The organism is Planktothrix tepida PCC 9214 (assembly GCF_900009145.1).
In the GTDB taxonomy this organism is placed as follows: Bacteria; Cyanobacteriota; Cyanobacteriia; order Cyanobacteriales; family Microcoleaceae; genus Planktothrix; species Planktothrix tepida.
In genome coordinates this window covers 898357-914353 of sequence record NZ_LN889782.1, presented here as the reverse complement: position 1 = coordinate 914353, position 15997 = coordinate 898357, and the positions used below count along the sequence as shown (strand labels likewise).

The 15997-nt window shown below is 37.0% G+C and carries 16 protein-coding genes; 9 read left to right on the top strand and 7 right to left on the bottom strand.

Annotated elements, in window-relative coordinates:
• Positions 1–252: 252 nt before the first annotated feature.
• Positions 253–678 (top strand): DUF1824 family protein, encoded by a 426-nt coding sequence (locus tag PL9214_RS06915; protein WP_072718064.1) that lies wholly within the window; start codon positions 253–255, stop codon positions 676–678.
• An 87-nt stretch (positions 679–765) separates the two neighbouring features.
• Here PL9214_RS06915 and glgA read toward each other — a convergent pair whose 3' ends face one another.
• The gene (gene glgA / locus PL9214_RS06910) at positions 766–2211 is read right to left on the bottom strand and encodes a glycogen synthase GlgA (protein ID WP_072718063.1); all 1446 of its coding nucleotides are present in this window, start codon (positions 2209–2211) and stop codon (positions 766–768) included.
• A gap of 234 nt (positions 2212–2445) precedes the next feature.
• Between glgA and PL9214_RS06905 the strand changes: the two genes are divergently transcribed.
• Positions 2446–3003, top strand: coding sequence for a hypothetical protein (locus tag PL9214_RS06905; protein WP_072718062.1), 558 nt, complete (start codon positions 2446–2448; stop codon positions 3001–3003).
• 160 nt (positions 3004–3163) lie between these two features.
• On the opposite strand, the gene PL9214_RS06900 is transcribed toward PL9214_RS06905, so the two are convergent.
• Both PL9214_RS06900 and hemC read right to left on the bottom strand, forming a co-directional pair.
• Complete coding sequence (locus PL9214_RS06900; RefSeq protein ID WP_072718061.1) at positions 3164–3829, bottom strand: glycoside hydrolase family 108 protein; 666 nt, start codon at positions 3827–3829, stop codon at positions 3164–3166.
• Between the two features lie 75 nt (positions 3830–3904).
• Positions 3905–4867: a hydroxymethylbilane synthase gene (gene hemC, locus PL9214_RS06895; protein ID WP_072718060.1), complete on the bottom strand. Its 963-nt coding sequence runs from the start codon at positions 4865–4867 to the stop codon at positions 3905–3907.
• 608 nt (positions 4868–5475) lie between these two features.
• On the opposite strand from hemC, the gene PL9214_RS06890 reads away from it, so the two are divergent.
• The 3 genes from PL9214_RS06890 to PL9214_RS06880 all read left to right on the top strand — a co-directional run bounded on the left by PL9214_RS06890 (position 5476) and on the right by PL9214_RS06880 (position 6737).
• Positions 5476–6009, top strand: coding sequence for a hypothetical protein (locus PL9214_RS06890; RefSeq protein WP_139294983.1), 534 nt, complete (start codon positions 5476–5478; stop codon positions 6007–6009).
• Between the two features lie 195 nt (positions 6010–6204).
• The gene (locus PL9214_RS06885) at positions 6205–6447 is read left to right on the top strand and encodes a type II toxin-antitoxin system HicB family antitoxin (protein WP_072718058.1); all 243 of its coding nucleotides are present in this window, start codon (positions 6205–6207) and stop codon (positions 6445–6447) included.
• Positions 6448–6476: 29 nt separating this feature from the next.
• Positions 6477–6737 (top strand): CopG family ribbon-helix-helix protein, encoded by a 261-nt coding sequence (locus PL9214_RS06880; RefSeq protein WP_072718057.1) that lies wholly within the window; start codon positions 6477–6479, stop codon positions 6735–6737.
• A gap of 16 nt (positions 6738–6753) precedes the next feature.
• Here the strand turns inward: PL9214_RS06880 and PL9214_RS06875 are convergent, their stop codons facing one another.
• Positions 6754–7110, bottom strand: a complete 357-nt coding sequence (locus tag PL9214_RS06875) for a zinc ribbon domain-containing protein (RefSeq protein ID WP_072718056.1) — start codon at positions 7108–7110, stop codon at positions 6754–6756.
• Positions 7111–7244: 134 nt separating this feature from the next.
• Between PL9214_RS06875 and PL9214_RS06870 the strand changes: the two genes are divergently transcribed.
• Complete coding sequence (locus PL9214_RS06870) at positions 7245–7571, top strand: phasin family protein (RefSeq protein WP_072718055.1); 327 nt, start codon at positions 7245–7247, stop codon at positions 7569–7571.
• Between the two features lie 90 nt (positions 7572–7661).
• Positions 7662–8243, top strand: coding sequence for an FKBP-type peptidyl-prolyl cis-trans isomerase (locus PL9214_RS06865; RefSeq protein WP_072718054.1), 582 nt, complete (start codon positions 7662–7664; stop codon positions 8241–8243).
• Positions 8244–8337: 94 nt separating this feature from the next.
• Here the strand turns inward: PL9214_RS06865 and PL9214_RS06860 are convergent, their stop codons facing one another.
• Together PL9214_RS06860 and PL9214_RS06855 are read right to left on the bottom strand one after the other, a co-directional pair.
• Entirely contained in the window at positions 8338–8661 is a 324-nt protein-coding gene (locus tag PL9214_RS06860; protein WP_228041543.1) for a DMT family transporter, read from the bottom strand.
• Positions 8662–8743: 82 nt separating this feature from the next.
• Entirely contained in the window at positions 8744–12502 is a 3759-nt protein-coding gene (locus PL9214_RS06855; RefSeq protein ID WP_072718053.1) for a replicative DNA helicase, read from the bottom strand.
• A gap of 135 nt (positions 12503–12637) precedes the next feature.
• Here PL9214_RS06855 and PL9214_RS06850 point away from each other — a divergent pair, with 135 nt between their 5' ends.
• Both PL9214_RS06850 and PL9214_RS06845 read left to right on the top strand, forming a co-directional pair.
• The gene (locus tag PL9214_RS06850) at positions 12638–14200 is read left to right on the top strand and encodes an AAA family ATPase (protein ID WP_072718052.1); all 1563 of its coding nucleotides are present in this window, start codon (positions 12638–12640) and stop codon (positions 14198–14200) included.
• The gene (locus tag PL9214_RS06845; protein ID WP_072718051.1) at positions 14201–15328 is read left to right on the top strand and encodes a hypothetical protein; all 1128 of its coding nucleotides are present in this window, start codon (positions 14201–14203) and stop codon (positions 15326–15328) included.
• A gap of 93 nt (positions 15329–15421) precedes the next feature.
• Here PL9214_RS06845 and rplI read toward each other — a convergent pair whose 3' ends face one another.
• Positions 15422–15880 (bottom strand): 50S ribosomal protein L9, encoded by a 459-nt coding sequence (gene rplI, locus PL9214_RS06840; RefSeq protein WP_072718050.1) that lies wholly within the window; start codon positions 15878–15880, stop codon positions 15422–15424.
• Positions 15881–15997 lie beyond the last annotated feature (117 nt).

Here is a 15997-nt window from a genome sequence, read left to right as displayed (position 1 = left end):
CCACGCTGCCCTAGCGGGTCAGTCGTGGGACACGAGTGCGGATGAAGCTAAAACGATTAACACATGACAGACCTCTGAGTTCTTTAAAAATTCAGGGGTATAATTATAGCATGACATAGGAGATAAAACAGCCACCATTAATGTTTTGATGATCTCGGCATTTATTCTATCAATATTCTGATATAATAGATAATAGTCTCAATTGCTAATGATACAATTTTTTTCCTGTTTTTTATCTCCTGACACCTGATTATGATTTCTCCAGGCCCAATGCCATTAACGGTGCAAGATGCTGAAGCCCTTTTAAAAGACTTTATTTGTAACGATGTTATTTCCCCGATCTCGGAGGAAGAAAACGCTAAAATTCAACAAGCATTATTATTACTAACCCATGAATCTGACTATCAAATGCTGGGAATTTGTGCGGATTCAATGGCACAAGCATTAACGACATTAAAACAGTATTTAAAAGCTTTAGAATATTCTATAAATGTTGAAGATAATCCTTTAGAACCTCTGGAAGGAGCCGTTTATTTAAAATTCAATGGTCGCAATCAAACATTTTATCTTAGTTCTTATTTAGACAAATATCGAGGGGTTTTAATTTCATTTCAATCAACGGAAGAAGATGGAATTAATGGAGTATACGGGCATTTTCCGTTAGATTTATTTGCTTAAAAAAACCGGGTTTCTAAAGGATTCATCTTAAGGTCATGTTTTAGATAAGATAACAGCCAGAAACCCGGTTTATTCAATCATCAACCTTTAAACAACAACGCTAGAACTGGGTTGAGGTTGGGGTGGGGGAGCAGGTTCTGATTCATTCGGAACACCTCCATAGTTATCCATCAAATTGCTATAGAGTTGGATATATTCTCTAGCAGAATTTTCCCAACTAAAGTTTTGACTCATGCCACGACGTTGCAATTCGCGCCATTGATCTTTAAACCGGAATGCTTCAGAAGCTCGAACCATTGAGGTATAAAAATCTAAGGGTTCATAGCGATCAAAACAGTATCCTGTTCCTTGATAATTAATCGGATCATTATAGGATACCGTATCCACTAAACCCCCAGTGCGTCGGACAATGGGAACACAACCGTAACGCATTGCCAACATTTGACTAATACCACAAGGTTCAAAACGACTCGGCATCACAAAGGCATCACAACCCGCATAAATCCGCCGCGATAAGGCATCATTAAACAATAATTGTGTTGTCATCCGACCCGGATAACGAGAAGCCATGTGCCATAATTGGGTTTCATAATAGCGATCGCCTGTTCCCAAAACAATCAATTGACAATCGGTATAAGATAAAAATTGATCCATAATTTGAATAACCAGATCAATTCCTTTCTGTTCTACCAATCGCGTTACCATACCCATTAAGAACGTATTAGAATTAACTTCTAATCCCACTTCTTCTTGAATTGCAACTTTATTGACGCGGCGATTTTCCAAGCTATCCGCCGTAAAGCGTTCAGGAATATAAGGGTCAGTGGCTGGGTTATAGGAATTCGTATCAATTCCATTTAAAATCCCTGTCATTTTGCCACTGATATACGATAGCAACCCTTCTAAATTTTCCCCATAGGCTGCGGTTTGAATTTGTTGAGCGTAAGTCGGAGAAACGGTCGTCACGACATCAGCAGCTTGTACCGCCGCCGCCATGGTATTGTGACCCTGCATATACCAAGGACACCAAGTAATCCGTTCCAAATACCAACGCCAAGGCCCTTGATAAGCTAAATTATGAATAGTGAAGACTGTAGCAATATCTGGCGTTTCGTGCATCCAGACTGGAATCATGCCCGTATGCCAGTCGTGGCAGTGAATAATATGGGGTTTCCAATAGTTCCACGCAAATTCAGCCGCGCCACTGGAAAATAAGGTGAACCGCCAATCTTCATCCTCTCCGTAGTACACACGACGAGGCATAAAGGATGGATGTCCAAACAAATATAATGGTACATCAGTTTTTGGAAATACCGTTTCAAAGACCGCGAAACGCTGGTACATGGTATTTCCCCACCAGATCGGATCTTTTGGGATTTTGATCTTATCAGGGAGGAAGCCATAATAGGGCATAAAGATGCGAACATCGTGTCCCATTGCTCGCAATACCTGCGGCAATGCACCGACCACATCTCCCATCCCGCCAACTTTCGCTAAAGGTGCCGCTTCTGCGGCGACAAATAGAATTCGCATTTTAATTTTGCGTTCCCTTAGTTGCTCCGTAACGTTATCATACCTGTCTCGGTGTCCGATTAAACGCTTTATTCGAGTTCGTTGAATTCGCTATCGAAGTGAGTCCCAAAGGCGATGTCCACTGTACCGAGAATATTGTATGTTGGAATTAGGAATAAATCTCACCGAAATCGAGTCAAGTCATGCTGTAGCTAAATACTCGGTTGTCGATGCCTTTCGCAGGAGATTCAAAAAATGCTTGATCAACTGCTCAATTCTATTGCATCCTGGGGTCGGTTTCACAAGGCATTCACCAGGCTTTCCCCTTTTGTTAACACTTTAGCCTGGAGTGTACTCCTGGGTTTTGGGGAAATTCCCGTAGCACAGGCACTTTTAATTTCACAAAATCCTAACAATACTCCTTTAGAAACGGCTACTGTTCAACATCATTTTCTGGAAGAGGGGGTTTACCTCTACGGTCAGTCTCCCCAACCCGAACAAATTGGACAAGCTTATATGGTGTTTGAGGTAAAGCAAGGTCAGGTGACGGGAGCGTTTTATATGCCTCGCTCGTCTTTTGACTGTTTTACCGGAGTTCCCCAAGGAAATCAACTTAATTTAAACATCATTGAAAGTTACAGTCAAGAAGCTTATTCTTATAATATTGGTTTTAGCAATACTGCTGTTGTTGCGGCGGCAGGAGGTCAAGGAACGGAGAAAAACAATATTGTTTTAGAAGGGTTTCATCGAATTCCAACGGTCAGTGAAAACGACACTCGCATTTTAAGTCAATGTAAAGCTGATTTTAAGTAGATAAATAGGGAACAGGGAACAGGGAACAGGGAACAGGAGATGGAAAAAAGGGGTTAGCTATCCGATAATTACTTGTAGCAAATATTGAAGGATGGAATATTAACGATTAACGGTTAACCCTTAATTGTTAACAGTTAACCGTTAAAAAAATCTATAACAATTATTGTTTTTTGAGTAAATCAACGGCTTCTTGTAATAACTGGATAGCCTGTTCTATTTTACTCAAAATTTCTGCTTGGCTAACAGGTTTAGGTGTTGGTGTTGGCGTTGGCGTTGGTTTGGGTGTCGTTACACCTCCTAATTCATTGACATATAGCAATAAATCTTGATCTCGTCGTAACCATCCATTTAAGAAAACTTCTTGACTGGGGTTCGCTTTTACTCGTTGATAACGATAATCAATTCGATTTTGACAATAGCGTTGGGCGGTTTGTAAATTATTGGCGTTTTCTAATGCTGCTTTTGATTTTGCGCCGAAATTTCCATCAACGGTTAACCCACCAATAGCTTCTTGTAAAAATTCTAAACTGCCTTTAACACTAAAATTAACGGCTGTATCAAAATGGGCTACCGCTAAGGGTAACACCATTGAATCGGCTAAACAAGGTTTCCAATATTGTTCATAATAAACGGCTTCTACTTCCGGTTGGGTAATTTGTAAGACCGACTTAGACGCTAAATTTTTAACGCGCAAATAGGTATCATAAGTAGCTTGGGAAATCCCATAATTCACTGTACCCGCTAAATCTCTAGGGTCGCCAGCACCAGCTTCCCATTTTAACGTAAATTTTAAGGCAGTTTTAAAAGCTTCAGGATATTCTGGCATGGTTTGGGTTGGGGGTAAGGGTTAGATATTGATCAAAAAATATCAATGCTTATCAATATCTAACCTATTTGTCAATTAACTACGCTGAATTTCAGCAAAAATTTCGTTTAATATCTCTTGAGCACCTTGGTCTTTGAGTTTATGGGCGAGTTGAATTCCTAACTCTTCCGCATCCGTTGTATTTCCGGTAACGGTATCTTTAATTAAGCGTTTTCCATCCAGACTTGCTACCATTCCCGTTAAGGTCAGTTGGTCGCCATTAATAGCAGTATTTACGCCAATGGGAACTTGACAACCCCCTTCCAATTCCCGCAAAAATGCCCGTTCAGCATAACATCTTTGGGCGGTGGGAGTGTGTTCAAGAACTTTAATAATCTCAAGAATATCGTCATCTCCTTCCCGACATTCTATTCCTAATGCGCCTTGTCCGACGGCGTGGAGTGAAATTTCCGAGGGGATGACTTGATGAATGCGATCGCTCATATTCAAACGAGTTAACCCAGCAACCGCTAGAATAATAGCATCATACTCTCCATCGTCTAATTTTTGCAGACGAGTATTCAGGTTGCCGCGTATATCTTTAAATTCTAAATGGGGATAATGGTGTCTGAGTTGGGCGAGACGTCTCAGGGAAGATGTACCAATAATAGCACCCGCCGGAAGGGTTTCCAGTTGTTTATCTTTGTGTTTTTCATGAACCACTAAGGCATCTGCGGGATCTTCGCGTTCCGAGACACAGCCTAACATTAATCCTTCAGGGAGTCGAGTCGGTAAGTCTTTGAGGGAGTGAACCGCAATATCGCTATCCCCGTTGAGCATTCCTACTTCTAATTCTTTGGTAAACAGTCCCTTATCGCCAATTTTAGCTAGGGCGACATCGAGGATTTTATCGCCTTGGGTGGACATGGTTTGCACTTCAAAGGTGATATCGGGGAAGTGTTTCTGAAGTTCTCCTTGTACCCAATAGGTTTGTACTAGGGCGAGTTGGCTTTTGCGCGAAGCAATACGGACGGTACGAGTCGGGGCAGATACAGACATACTAAAGAAATAATACAAGCAAATAAAGTCACTTGATCTAGCCTACCGCAAGGAGGGACGTCAAGGTTGTTAAGGTGTGTGACGAGGAGCGCATCAATTTTATGATTGCCAATTTTCTAACGCAATAGAAAAAGTATGGCGGTCTTTGGATGTTCGGCGTTTTGTAGATTCCGAAAAATTTCGGAATTTCAAAAATATCTAACTGCTCAGATGTCGGCTAATCACGTTTGCTGCTTAATTGATCTAAAAAACTTTTTTTCTTCTTTTTTTTTAATTGATCTAAAAAAACTTTTTTTTCAAAAAAAATATTTTTGATTGGCTAAAAAACGACCTATACCCAACACAAACTCGACTTGTCATTTTTCTCATCAAGGTTTAATATGAAAGAGAATCCAAAAACAAAGTATATTCTTTCGTATATTCTTTCCTTGACGCATTTTTCTCATCAAGGTTTAATATTAAAGAGAATCACCTGGTCAAATAATTAAATAAGGGATTCTAAATTAAACCCGTTTTAACGGATTTAAGCTTTTAGCCTGAAATTGATTTCAAGGCTCATATTTGATATGGCAAAAAATGTTATCCAACAAAGTTGGAGAGGAGATTCTATGTCTCAATTATACCAATTTTCTCAAAATCTCGCAATCGGTAAACAAGGAGAATGGCAAATGATTAGATTTTTTATCTGGTTAGGCTTTACTCAAGTTAAATCAGAAGATGTCTATCAGTACCAACTCGACAGACAAGGTTATCCGTTAATTGTTGATGTTTCTGACCGACCCGATTATCAGGAACAAGAAATTGATTTACTATTATATTATTATCCTGATAAATGTCCGATTTCAGTTGAGGTAAAAAAACAGCCTTCAGCCTTAAAGTGGGGAAATCTATTCTTTCAAATTACAAATCATCGAGGTGATCCAGGTTGGGGTGATAAATCGAATGCTCATTATTTTGCATTTATTGTTCCTGATTCAGAAATTCTATTAGTTAAACGTTCAAAACTTTCAGCCTTAACACGAAAACATCAATTTAAATTGAAAACGATGGATAATGGAGAGGAAGGATTATTGATTCCTGTTTCGGATGTTAGGAACATTTGCGATCCTGATAAAATTATTCCTATTCCTAAATTAGCTTAACAAATTTTCCCTTGTCATGCTGAACGAAGCGCAGCGTAGTGAAGCATCTCATAGAGATTTGTGCTATCAGCAAATAACTCTTGAGATCCTTCGCTTCACTTCGTTACACTCAGGATGACATTAAAACAGGTGGTAAAATGGTAAAAAGAACCTATATCAAGCAGATTATACGTTTATTAGATTTGGAGATTTGGTATGCAAAATATAAAAACACAAAGTAAACCCTTAGAATATTACTTAAATTTACCTTATCCAATTACACTATATCCTGAACCTGACGGGGGTTATGTTGCTGAAATTAAAGATTTACCAGGGTGTATGACTCAAGGGGAAACCCTGGAAGAAGTTATGGCAAATTTGCAAGATGCAAAACACCTATGGCTAGAAACTGCTTATGAATTTGGGGATGAAATTCCCAACCTAGAGGCAAAAATTTAGAGTCATAAAAAATTAGGAGTTTAAAATCAATGTCAACTAATTCAATTACAATTCCTGTGAGTGAAACTTTAAGTGAACAACTAAAAACTTTAGCCGAATTACAGGATAAATCAGAACATGAACTAATTATAGAAGCATTGGAAAGTTACATTCGGAAGTTTATACCTGAAAAAAGTTGTTATGATTTGGCCATAGAATTGGATGTTATTGGAAGTGTTGTAGATTTACCCACTGATTTGAGTACAAATCCTGATTATTTTAATGGGTTTGGTGGTGAACAAAATTTTTAAGTTAATCAAAAAAGGGTTACAAAAGAGTTAGAATAAAACTAACTATTAATAACCCGAAAACAACGACCCAAACAAGATTCTGTTGAAGCCAAATTTTGATAGTCACAGATAGAGCTTGCTGAGGTTTAATCGGAGTAGAAATTAATGGTTCAGAACGATTTTGATAGAGGGTACATTCCTGAGCAAAAGGACGTTGTGGAAAATTACAGGTATCATCCTCATGATAGAGACAAGTTTCACAGAGAGATTCTTTCCCGCTAGAACGATAGAGGGGAATACCGGGGTGTCCAAACGCTTTTAGCTGATATTGACAATGGGGACAGTTAACCGCTTGAGAGTCAACGAGTTGGTGACAACGGGGACAATGGGACATTTTAAGGGTTCAAACCTTCAAAAAATGAATCTGCGAATTTGGGGAAAATGCCACAAAATAGAAAATGTGAGCCAGTCTAAAAATAAAGCCTAGCTTTATATTTGCACTTTAGCAGCCTTATACGGGCAGAAACAATGGATAATCAAAATAACTTACTTCGACAACTGCTGATGATTGGGATTGGAACAACATCGTTAGTAGCGGAAAAATTGCAGGAAGCAACGGATCAGTGGGTCAAAGACGGAACGATGAATACAGAGCAAGCTAAACGCTTTGTAGACGATATGATGCAGGGTCTGAGATTAGATCATACCAGTTTAGAAGACCTGATGCAGCGACAGTTCCGAAATTTAATGCAGGATGTGGGGGTTCCCCGTCAGTCGGAACTCGATGAGTTACGCGGACGCCTCGACCGCCTCGAACGTCAAGTTAGAGATTTAGAAAATCGTCTTTGGCGCTAAACAGTTCCCAAATAATGTCAAACTTAAAGATTGGGTTTTCTCTAAGAAAACAATCCTAAAGGTACATGAGTATACGCAGGAGGATGAATTTTGCGAGAAATTCTAATTAGTTTAGGGGTGATTATTGTTTGTACGGTTGTGTTAGTTGTTGCTCAAGTTACAACAGCCGTCCAACAGGCGAAAGCGACGAATCAAAACACTCCTATTGCAGTAGAACAAACGGTTTCCCCGACTTCAACAGTAAAACCATCTAGCAATCCTTTGTTTGCACAAGGTATTGCGTCCAATGCTCAAACTATTATTGCTCAAAACATGACAAATTCAGAAGAAAAAGTAATTACAACTGACTCTGGTTTACAGTATGAGGATTTGAAAGAGGGAGACGGTGTATCTCCTAGCAAAGGTCAAACGGTTACAGTTCATTATACCGGAACTTTAACAAATGGTAAAAAGTTTGATAGTTCTCGCGATCGCGGACAACCGTTTCAATTTAAAATTGGTGTAGGTCAGGTGATTAAAGGTTGGGATGAAGGCGTTATGAGCATGAAAGTAGGCGGACGTCGCAAGTTAATTATCCCACCGGATTTAGGTTATGGTGCTCGCGGTGCTGGGGGTGTTATTCCTCCGAATGCAACGTTAGTTTTTGATGTGGAACTATTGGGCGTGAAGTAATTCTTTGAGCCTCAAAAGTTACCCAATAAACCGGGTTTATAAGCATGATTTCTGGGTTAAAATCCAGGTTTTATGAACCAACCCGGTTTTTGATCTATTTACCTGAATTTAATCCGATTACACCGATGATAATCAATGCAATTGATATAAATTTAATCGGAGTAATTGACTCCCGAAAAAACCCGATTCCAATCAGAGCAATTAGAGTCGTTCCTACACCAGACCAAACTGAGTAAGCAAGGCTAACTTCAATTTTTTTGAGGACTATTGTTAAGCAAGTAAAACTCAGTCCATAGAAAATAAATATTCCTATAGAAGGCCAGATTCGAGTAAAGCCTTGGGATAACTTCATACAGGTTGTCCCCATCACTTCAAACACAATTCCTAAAATTAGATAAATCCCGCTCATGAATTCCATCTTGATTAACCAGTACGTCTTTTTTGATACTCAAATTATTATACTTAAAATTAATATTAAGACTTGGGGAATTAACGTTAAATTAACTAGACCGAGGATTGGCTAAATTTCTGAATTTGGTAAATTGTGGGTCAAATAAAAGTTTAATGGTTCCTGTGGGGCCATTCCGATGTTTAGCAATAATAATTTCTGTAATTCCTCGGTCTGGCGTATCAGGATTATAATAGTCATCTCGATAAATCATCATGACTAAATCCGCATCTTGTTCAATTGAATTATGAACAATGATATTATTGGCGACAAAATTATGCAGACCCGGAACTGTTAAGTCAAATACTTCTTCTTCTCCATCAGGTATGATTGCCACAATTTCATCCCAATATACATCACTGTTAGCAAGAGTCAGTAGCTCATTTGATTGAACAATATTGGCAACTTTTAAGGCTCTTTCTCGACTTAAATTTGCTTTGTAAAGCGTAGAGCCACAGTAGGATTGTCCCAGACGAGATTGTATTTCTCGTGTTGTCATACCAATAATTTGCATTGCAGGTAGAACATAAGTTTTCCAAACTTCTTTGGGGATTACATCTCTGTTAGGGTTATGAATGGAATTTTCAAGATGTTCAGAGATTTGTTGTAATGAGCCTGATTTGTATTCTCCTACTGCTCCAATCTTTTGAATAAATAACTCAAGGTCAGGCTTACCAGTAATTGTGACATGATACTGATTTCTACCCTTACCAGGCTGAGGAATCATTTTAAGTTTTGCATTAATACCTAATCTTAATAAAAGTGTCTGAACATCAAAAGCTAGTTTTTCACTGCTACTTGCATAATATGCAATAGGTCTTGGGCTTTTACCTGCAACCAATTTTATAGAACCATCTGTACACCAAAGATGCCGTAGAAAGCAAGCTATTAACTCTTGGGGCTGCGAAAATAAGTCTTGCGGCACAAACTTTTCGTAAGACCTTAAACCAAAAACTCCTAGAGAGTCTAGCCATTTGGCTATTGGATTTCTAACACTATGAGTTAAGCCTTGTGTTGCTGGTAAATAAACCTGATACCAACCCCGTTCAGGGGAAATTCTAGGCGCAATGGCATCTCCAAACAATTCTTTTGCTAGAAATGCAACATTCTCAGCTAAATCGATCTCCCTTGTAGTGTACTGTATAGCATGACGTGGCAGTGTACAACCATCACCTATTAAATGTCCTAATAATGCCACCTCAGAATAAGTCATGGTTTGTTTACCCGAAATAGATAGATGTCTTGGTAAACATATCTGTTGTTTAGAACTTAACTCATCTAGTCTTTTCCAACCCTGAATTGTTAGGAATTTGTGATTAGCAGTTGCCCTGATTTTTCTTCCTAGTCTAGTTTTTAAGGTAAATACAGGTTTAATACCTGTAGAAAAAGCATGACTAACAATTGCTGTTTCTAGCTTCATTGTTTTTGCATTTAAAGCCCAAACTGAAAAACCAGATTGACCTACTAATTCTTTAATGGGTACTTGTAATCCGGTATCTGCTAATGTGATTAAGCTATCACCTGTTAAACATCCTGATTCCCTTAAATCCGATAACATCGGGCGTTTATTTGTTCGAGATTCAACGCTTCGACTTAACTGGGATAACGCAATAACAGGTACACTTAATTCTCTCGCTAATCCTTTTAATGATCGAGTAATTCTTGATAATTCCTGTACTCGATTATCGCTTCCTCCTTCCATTAATTGTAAATAATCAATTAAAACTAACCCTAACGCACCTCCATTTTCCGCTTGTAATCTTCGGGTTTTAGAACGCATTTCCGTAACAGTAATATTTGGGGTATCATCAATAAAAATCGGTAATTCCGCTAAGGAACTAATCGCCATTGTTAAGGGTTCCCATTCCGATTGACTAATGCGTCCTGAACGAATGCGGTTACTTTCAATTTTGGCTTCACTCGATAACAGTCTTTGTACTAATTGTCCTTTCGACATTTCTAAACTAAAAATAGCAATCGGTAACTTGTGACCCTTGGCAATATTATGTCCTAAACCGACGGCAAAACTGGTATTATGAACGCAGATATCATTGGCAACAAAATTATGGGTTTCAGGAATCGTTAAGTCATAAACCTGTTTGTCCCCGACGAATTCAATTGAAACAATTTCATCCCAATAAATATCGCTGGTTGCTAACTGTTGTAAAGGTAAATCCTCTAAAACAGTTGCTAAAGTCCAGAGTCTTTCTCGTGATAATTGTTGTTTACCAACATGAATATTACTATATCCTGAAATTCCTGCTCGTTTTGCTAAACTTGGCCAAGATTCATCGCCTTTAACTGTTGCAATTTCTTGCCAAATTTCTACAGGAATTAAATCTCGGTTCGTTTGATAGCGTTTATTCATTAACGCTTGTTGTATTTTTAATAGCGTTTCTTCTTGACTAAAAATCCCAATTTCTGAAATGAATGTTTTGATAGATAAAGCATCGGTAATATCCAGTTTCCAAGCCGTTCGTCTGGTTTCTTTATATTTAATAGAACGCTTTTTCAACGTTGCAATAATACCAAATCGTAATAATAAATGTTGAACTTGTCGGGCTAATTCCTCACTAACGCTGGCATAACCCAGTTGACATTGACCACTAGCTAAAAGAGTTGCCCAACCATCTGTTGCAAACAGACGATTAAGAAATAAAGCTATTTGCGATCGCTCTAATCTAAAAATAATTTTAGGAATCGTTTTTTGATGAGGTTCTTGTGCTGATAGTCCAAATTGTTCTAACCATTGGTAATTATTATGATTTAAAACAATGTGTTTATTCTTCAACCCTCCATTTCCTAGCAAATAACCTAAAATTTTAACTTGATATTCGGGTAATTTTTCAGATCCCCAAATATTAAATTGACGAGGAACAGCAATTTTATCTCCAGGTTTAAGTTCTGCTAAAGGTCGCCATCCTTGAATCATTAAAAACGGATGAGTCAAGGTTGATTCCACAAAACGTCCTAATTTTGTTGTTACTCTAAAGACGGGTTTAATTCCATCATCAATAAAATCCGAAGGTTCAGTAATTTTAAGTTTCCAATCAGATTTTAAAGTCAAAATTTGAGCTTTTTGACGGTTATAAATCTCTTGAATGGTGACAACACTGCCATCGGATAGAACAATTTTACTATCAAAACTTAAACATTTCCCCATTGACGGTCTACCCGCAATAATAATTAAATCAGACCGTTGGAAACCTCCTGTCATCGCATCTAAATCATAAAATCCGCAGGGAATACCGGGTAAAGAAATCCCCTCATTGCGGTCTTCAATTTCTTGGAAGGTATCAATTAAGGTTTCTCCAATTGAAACTAAATCCTGTTGGGGTCTAACTTGGGAAATATTAAAGATTTGTTGTTCGGCTTTATCGAGAACCGTTTCTAAATCTTGGCTAGTATCATAAGCTAATTCAATAATATTATGTCCGCCAGTAATCAGACTGCGACGGATTTTTTTATCTAAGACTAATAAACCATATTGATCAATATTAACAGCCGAAACTGTCCGATCAACCAGTTGAGTTAATTTTAATTGTCCTCCCACTTGTTCAAGTAACTTTTGATCCGCTAACCAAGTGGTAACGGTCATTAAATCGGTGGGTTTTCCTTGGAAATGAAGGGTTAATGTTGCCCGATAAATAATTTGATGGGATTTGAGGGCAAAGGATTCAGGTTGTAATAATTCTGCTACCCGACTAATGGCTTCTGGATCGAGGAGAATTCCCCCTAAAATAGCTTCTTCTGCTTCTATATTTTGCGGGGGAATGCGATCGCTAATATTGGAAAATTGAGGTTCATTCATCGGATGAGTTAGTTAATAAGCCGATTAGACCATTTTGTGTTAAACTCTATTATAGAATAGTTAGTGATTTTAAACAATGGTTAGATAGTCCATCTGGTAATGGTTTTGAAAGAGTAATTAGATTAGGTAGGATTTATGGATTCTATTAGAGTTGAAAGATTACGCTGTTTATCTGATACTGGTGATATCAAAATCAAGCCTTTAACAGTTCTTCTTGGACAAAACAGTTCGGGGAAAAGTAGCTTTTTGCGTATTTTTCCTCTTTTAAAGCAAAGTATAGAGTCGAGAACAACTGGCCCTATATTGTGGTCAGGTGATTTCGTAGATTTTGGAAGTTTTCATGATGCTCACAAGAAGAATTCTGATAATAATATTGCTTTCTCTTTCAAGTTTAGATTAATTAATCTCAGTAATAATTTAATTAATATATACTTAACAATTCAGGTAACAGAATATAAAGAAAAACAGACAACTAGAACTAGCAAAATAGATTTAAAGTTTGAAGATTCACAAATTGAATTAGAGTTTGACGAAAATCAATATGTTACTAAGTTTTATGTGAATTCCCTGAATATTTTGGATTTTGGCTATAAATATAGTGATCAAAAAATTTATAGTCATTCATTATTGCCAATAATTAGTGAAGAAACTGATGAAAATCTATACAATAAATCAAACAATTTGTTTTTAATTTTTTTAAATTCTGTATCATTTACAGGTTTATTTAATGCTTTAGCTAAACATATAAATAAATATCTTCTTCCAACCAATGAACCTACTATTATATATCAATTTTTTCAATATTTTGCTTTAGACAGTTCAGAAAATTTATTAAATTATATTCAGAACCATAACTTGTTTGCTAAAAATTGGAAACAAGAAACTAGACAATGGACAATTGAGACTGAAGATTTTAAACAATTAAGAGATCTAATCATTGCTAATGCCCTTCCTATAATTCTTAAAAATTGTGACGAAACTTTAACTAACTTATCAGAGCAAATGAGTTATATTGGGCCAGTGCGGGCAACAGCAGAACGATCTTATCCACACCAAGATTTAGCAGATGATCAAGTTGATCATCAAGGAAAAAATCTAGCAATTTTTTTACGAAATCTAACTGATAAACAGAGACAAACTTTTTCAGAATGGACTTTAGAAAACTTTGGTTTTGAACCTTCAATTCAAACTAGCCTTGGAAACATTTCTTTGATGATCAAATATAAGGATTTTAATGAATATCTCAATATTGCTGATACTGGGTTTGGTTTTTCACAAGTTCTTCCGATTATTACTCAATTATGGTTATTAAGCGTATTTCCAAAATCTAAAACTCAATTAATACCTAAGTCTCTTAATGAAGTAACAGAAATAGTAACTTATGCCATTGAACAACCTGAGTTACATCTTCATCCTCGTCTACAAGGAACTTTAACAGATGCCTTCGTTACAGCAATTAACACAGCGAAAAACAATGATATTGATTTACGTTTAGTGATTGAAACCCACAGTGAAGTATTAGTCAATCGACTGGGACATTTAGTAGCTGAGAAAAAAATCTCTCCTGATGATATTAATATTGTTTTGTTTGAACCTTCCGAAGAATCTGGAGAAATACAAGTTAGGACTTCTCAATTTGATAGTGAAGGATATTTAGAGAATTGGCCATTAGGCTTCTTTGAAATGGAGCTTGTATAGATGCTGATTAATATTCATAAATCTGTTTTTGATAACAATAATATTTGGGATGAACCAGAAACTATTCCAGCTTTAGAAAATTTAGCAAATGCGGTTCGAGAAGGTAAACATTTAGTAATTTCAGATAGGGAAACTTTAAAAATAATTACCCAATGTCAAGACTTATCTAAAACGACACGAGCTATTTATACTATGCTCTACAATAAATTTTCTGAGTTGAGATCCTATCTTTCTGTTGTAACAAGATACATTGAAATTACTGATCTTTTAGAACCAGCATTAAGTTCTTTATCCGATCAAGAAGTTATTCAAGTTCCTTTAAAATTTTTTGAAAATACCCAGTCAATACAGAAAACAATACTTCTTTGTGAAAATAGCAGTGATACTTCTTTTTATCAAACTATAGCTAGAGTTTATCTAATATGGAAAAACGCTAATATTAAGTTAGAGTACGAACCTAGAGGTGGTGGGGGTAATACAATTGATACTGAATATGATAATATTCAAAAAACAACAAAGTATTTCTGTCTGTGTATTTTAGATAGTGATCGAATTGCTCCTGAAGGAAAGCTAGGGAGTACCGCAGCACAAATTGATCAAAATAAAAATCAAAGCTCACAGTTTTTCAGGACAAAAGTTTTGATCCTAGATGTACACGAAATTGAGAATTTAATCCCTAATTCAATTTTACTTGGAATTTGCTCAGGTGATAAACAACGAGAAGAGGCACTTAAAAGAATTGAGAAACTTCAACAAATTAGGGGAAATCAGATCAAACATTTTTTAGATATAAAAGAAGGAACGTTAATGTATAAAATATTTGATTCTACGAACCCCAAGGATAAATTATTTTGGGAAAGTCATGTTTTGGAAATCAATAGAATTTTAAAATGTATAGATGATGATTGTCTAGCTGATTGGAAATGTAATAAGACTAAAAGCAATTGTCAATGTCAAATTTCATTAGGATTTGGAAAAAATACGCTTGATAATACTATTAAATATTTGGAAAAAATAGAACCTCATAAAATTGCTAAAGAATTTAACAATGATATTAAGCCAGAATGGGAAAAAATTGGCCAGGTCGTAGTAGATTTTTGTATTGCTCACAGCCCAATCCGTGTTTGAATTTTAACTATACAATGAAAATAAGCCCTGAATTGAAGTTAGGGCTTATGGGGGAAACCTGTTAAAATCGGTTAAATTGATTCCAATAAAAATTTACAGAGAAACAACTTCAACGTCTACATCAGCCGTTACTTCAGAATGTAACTTAATATGAGCTTTGTAGGTTCCTAATTTGCTGATAGTCGGGAGTGTAATTTCCCGACGATCAACTTCTTGACCGATAGTTTGTTGAATTAATTCTGCTAATTCACGGTCAGTAACGGTTCCAAAAATTGCATTTTCTTCCCCAACTTGTTTGGCAATTTTGAATACACCCACCGCTTCCAGGGCTTTTTTCTGAGCTTCCGCTTGTTGTTTAAGTTCCAGTTGCCGTTGACGTTCTTCTTCCCGACGACGTTCTACCTGTCTCAGAATGCCGGGGGTCGCCCGAACTGCAATACTCTGAGGTAGTAAATAGTTACGAGCATAACCAGGGGCCACTTCTACGAGATCCCCATTTTTTCCGAGTTTACTGACATCTTTGGTCAGAACCACTTGAACACGCTTCGCCATGATCAGTTCCTATATTTTTTTTAACCCAAACACTCTATATTAACGAAATTAGGGTGCGATCGCAAGTCCATGATCCGTTTTTGCATTAACCGATCACTTAACTCGACCTATCCCACC

Excerpts from the sequence above, each read along its gene's own strand:
- hemC (WP_072718060.1), bottom strand. The coding sequence starts at position 4,867 with ATGTCTGTATCTGCCCCGACTCGTACCGTCCGTATTGCTTCGCGCAAA.
- PL9214_RS06860 (WP_228041543.1), bottom strand. The coding sequence starts at position 8,661 with ATGGAATTCATGAGCGGGATTTATCTAATTTTAGGAATTGTGTTTGAA.
- PL9214_RS06890 (WP_139294983.1), top strand. The coding sequence starts at position 5,476 with ATGTCTCAATTATACCAATTTTCTCAAAATCTCGCAATCGGTAAACAA.
- PL9214_RS06880 (WP_072718057.1), top strand. The coding sequence starts at position 6,477 with ATGTCAACTAATTCAATTACAATTCCTGTGAGTGAAACTTTAAGTGAA.
- PL9214_RS06870 (WP_072718055.1), top strand. The coding sequence starts at position 7,245 with ATGGATAATCAAAATAACTTACTTCGACAACTGCTGATGATTGGGATT.
- PL9214_RS06885 (WP_072718058.1), top strand. The coding sequence starts at position 6,205 with ATGCAAAATATAAAAACACAAAGTAAACCCTTAGAATATTACTTAAAT.
- glgA (WP_072718063.1), bottom strand. The coding sequence starts at position 2,211 with ATGCGAATTCTATTTGTCGCCGCAGAAGCGGCACCTTTAGCGAAAGTT.
- rplI (WP_072718050.1), bottom strand. The coding sequence starts at position 15,880 with ATGGCGAAGCGTGTTCAAGTGGTTCTGACCAAAGATGTCAGTAAACTC.
- PL9214_RS06875 (WP_072718056.1), bottom strand. The coding sequence starts at position 7,110 with ATGTCCCATTGTCCCCGTTGTCACCAACTCGTTGACTCTCAAGCGGTT.
- PL9214_RS06905 (WP_072718062.1), top strand. The coding sequence starts at position 2,446 with ATGCTTGATCAACTGCTCAATTCTATTGCATCCTGGGGTCGGTTTCAC.
- PL9214_RS06855 (WP_072718053.1), bottom strand. The coding sequence starts at position 12,502 with ATGAATGAACCTCAATTTTCCAATATTAGCGATCGCATTCCCCCGCAA.
- PL9214_RS06900 (WP_072718061.1), bottom strand. The coding sequence starts at position 3,829 with ATGCCAGAATATCCTGAAGCTTTTAAAACTGCCTTAAAATTTACGTTA.
- PL9214_RS06915 (WP_072718064.1), top strand. The coding sequence starts at position 253 with ATGATTTCTCCAGGCCCAATGCCATTAACGGTGCAAGATGCTGAAGCC.
- PL9214_RS06850 (WP_072718052.1), top strand. The coding sequence starts at position 12,638 with ATGGATTCTATTAGAGTTGAAAGATTACGCTGTTTATCTGATACTGGT.
- PL9214_RS06845 (WP_072718051.1), top strand. The coding sequence starts at position 14,201 with ATGCTGATTAATATTCATAAATCTGTTTTTGATAACAATAATATTTGG.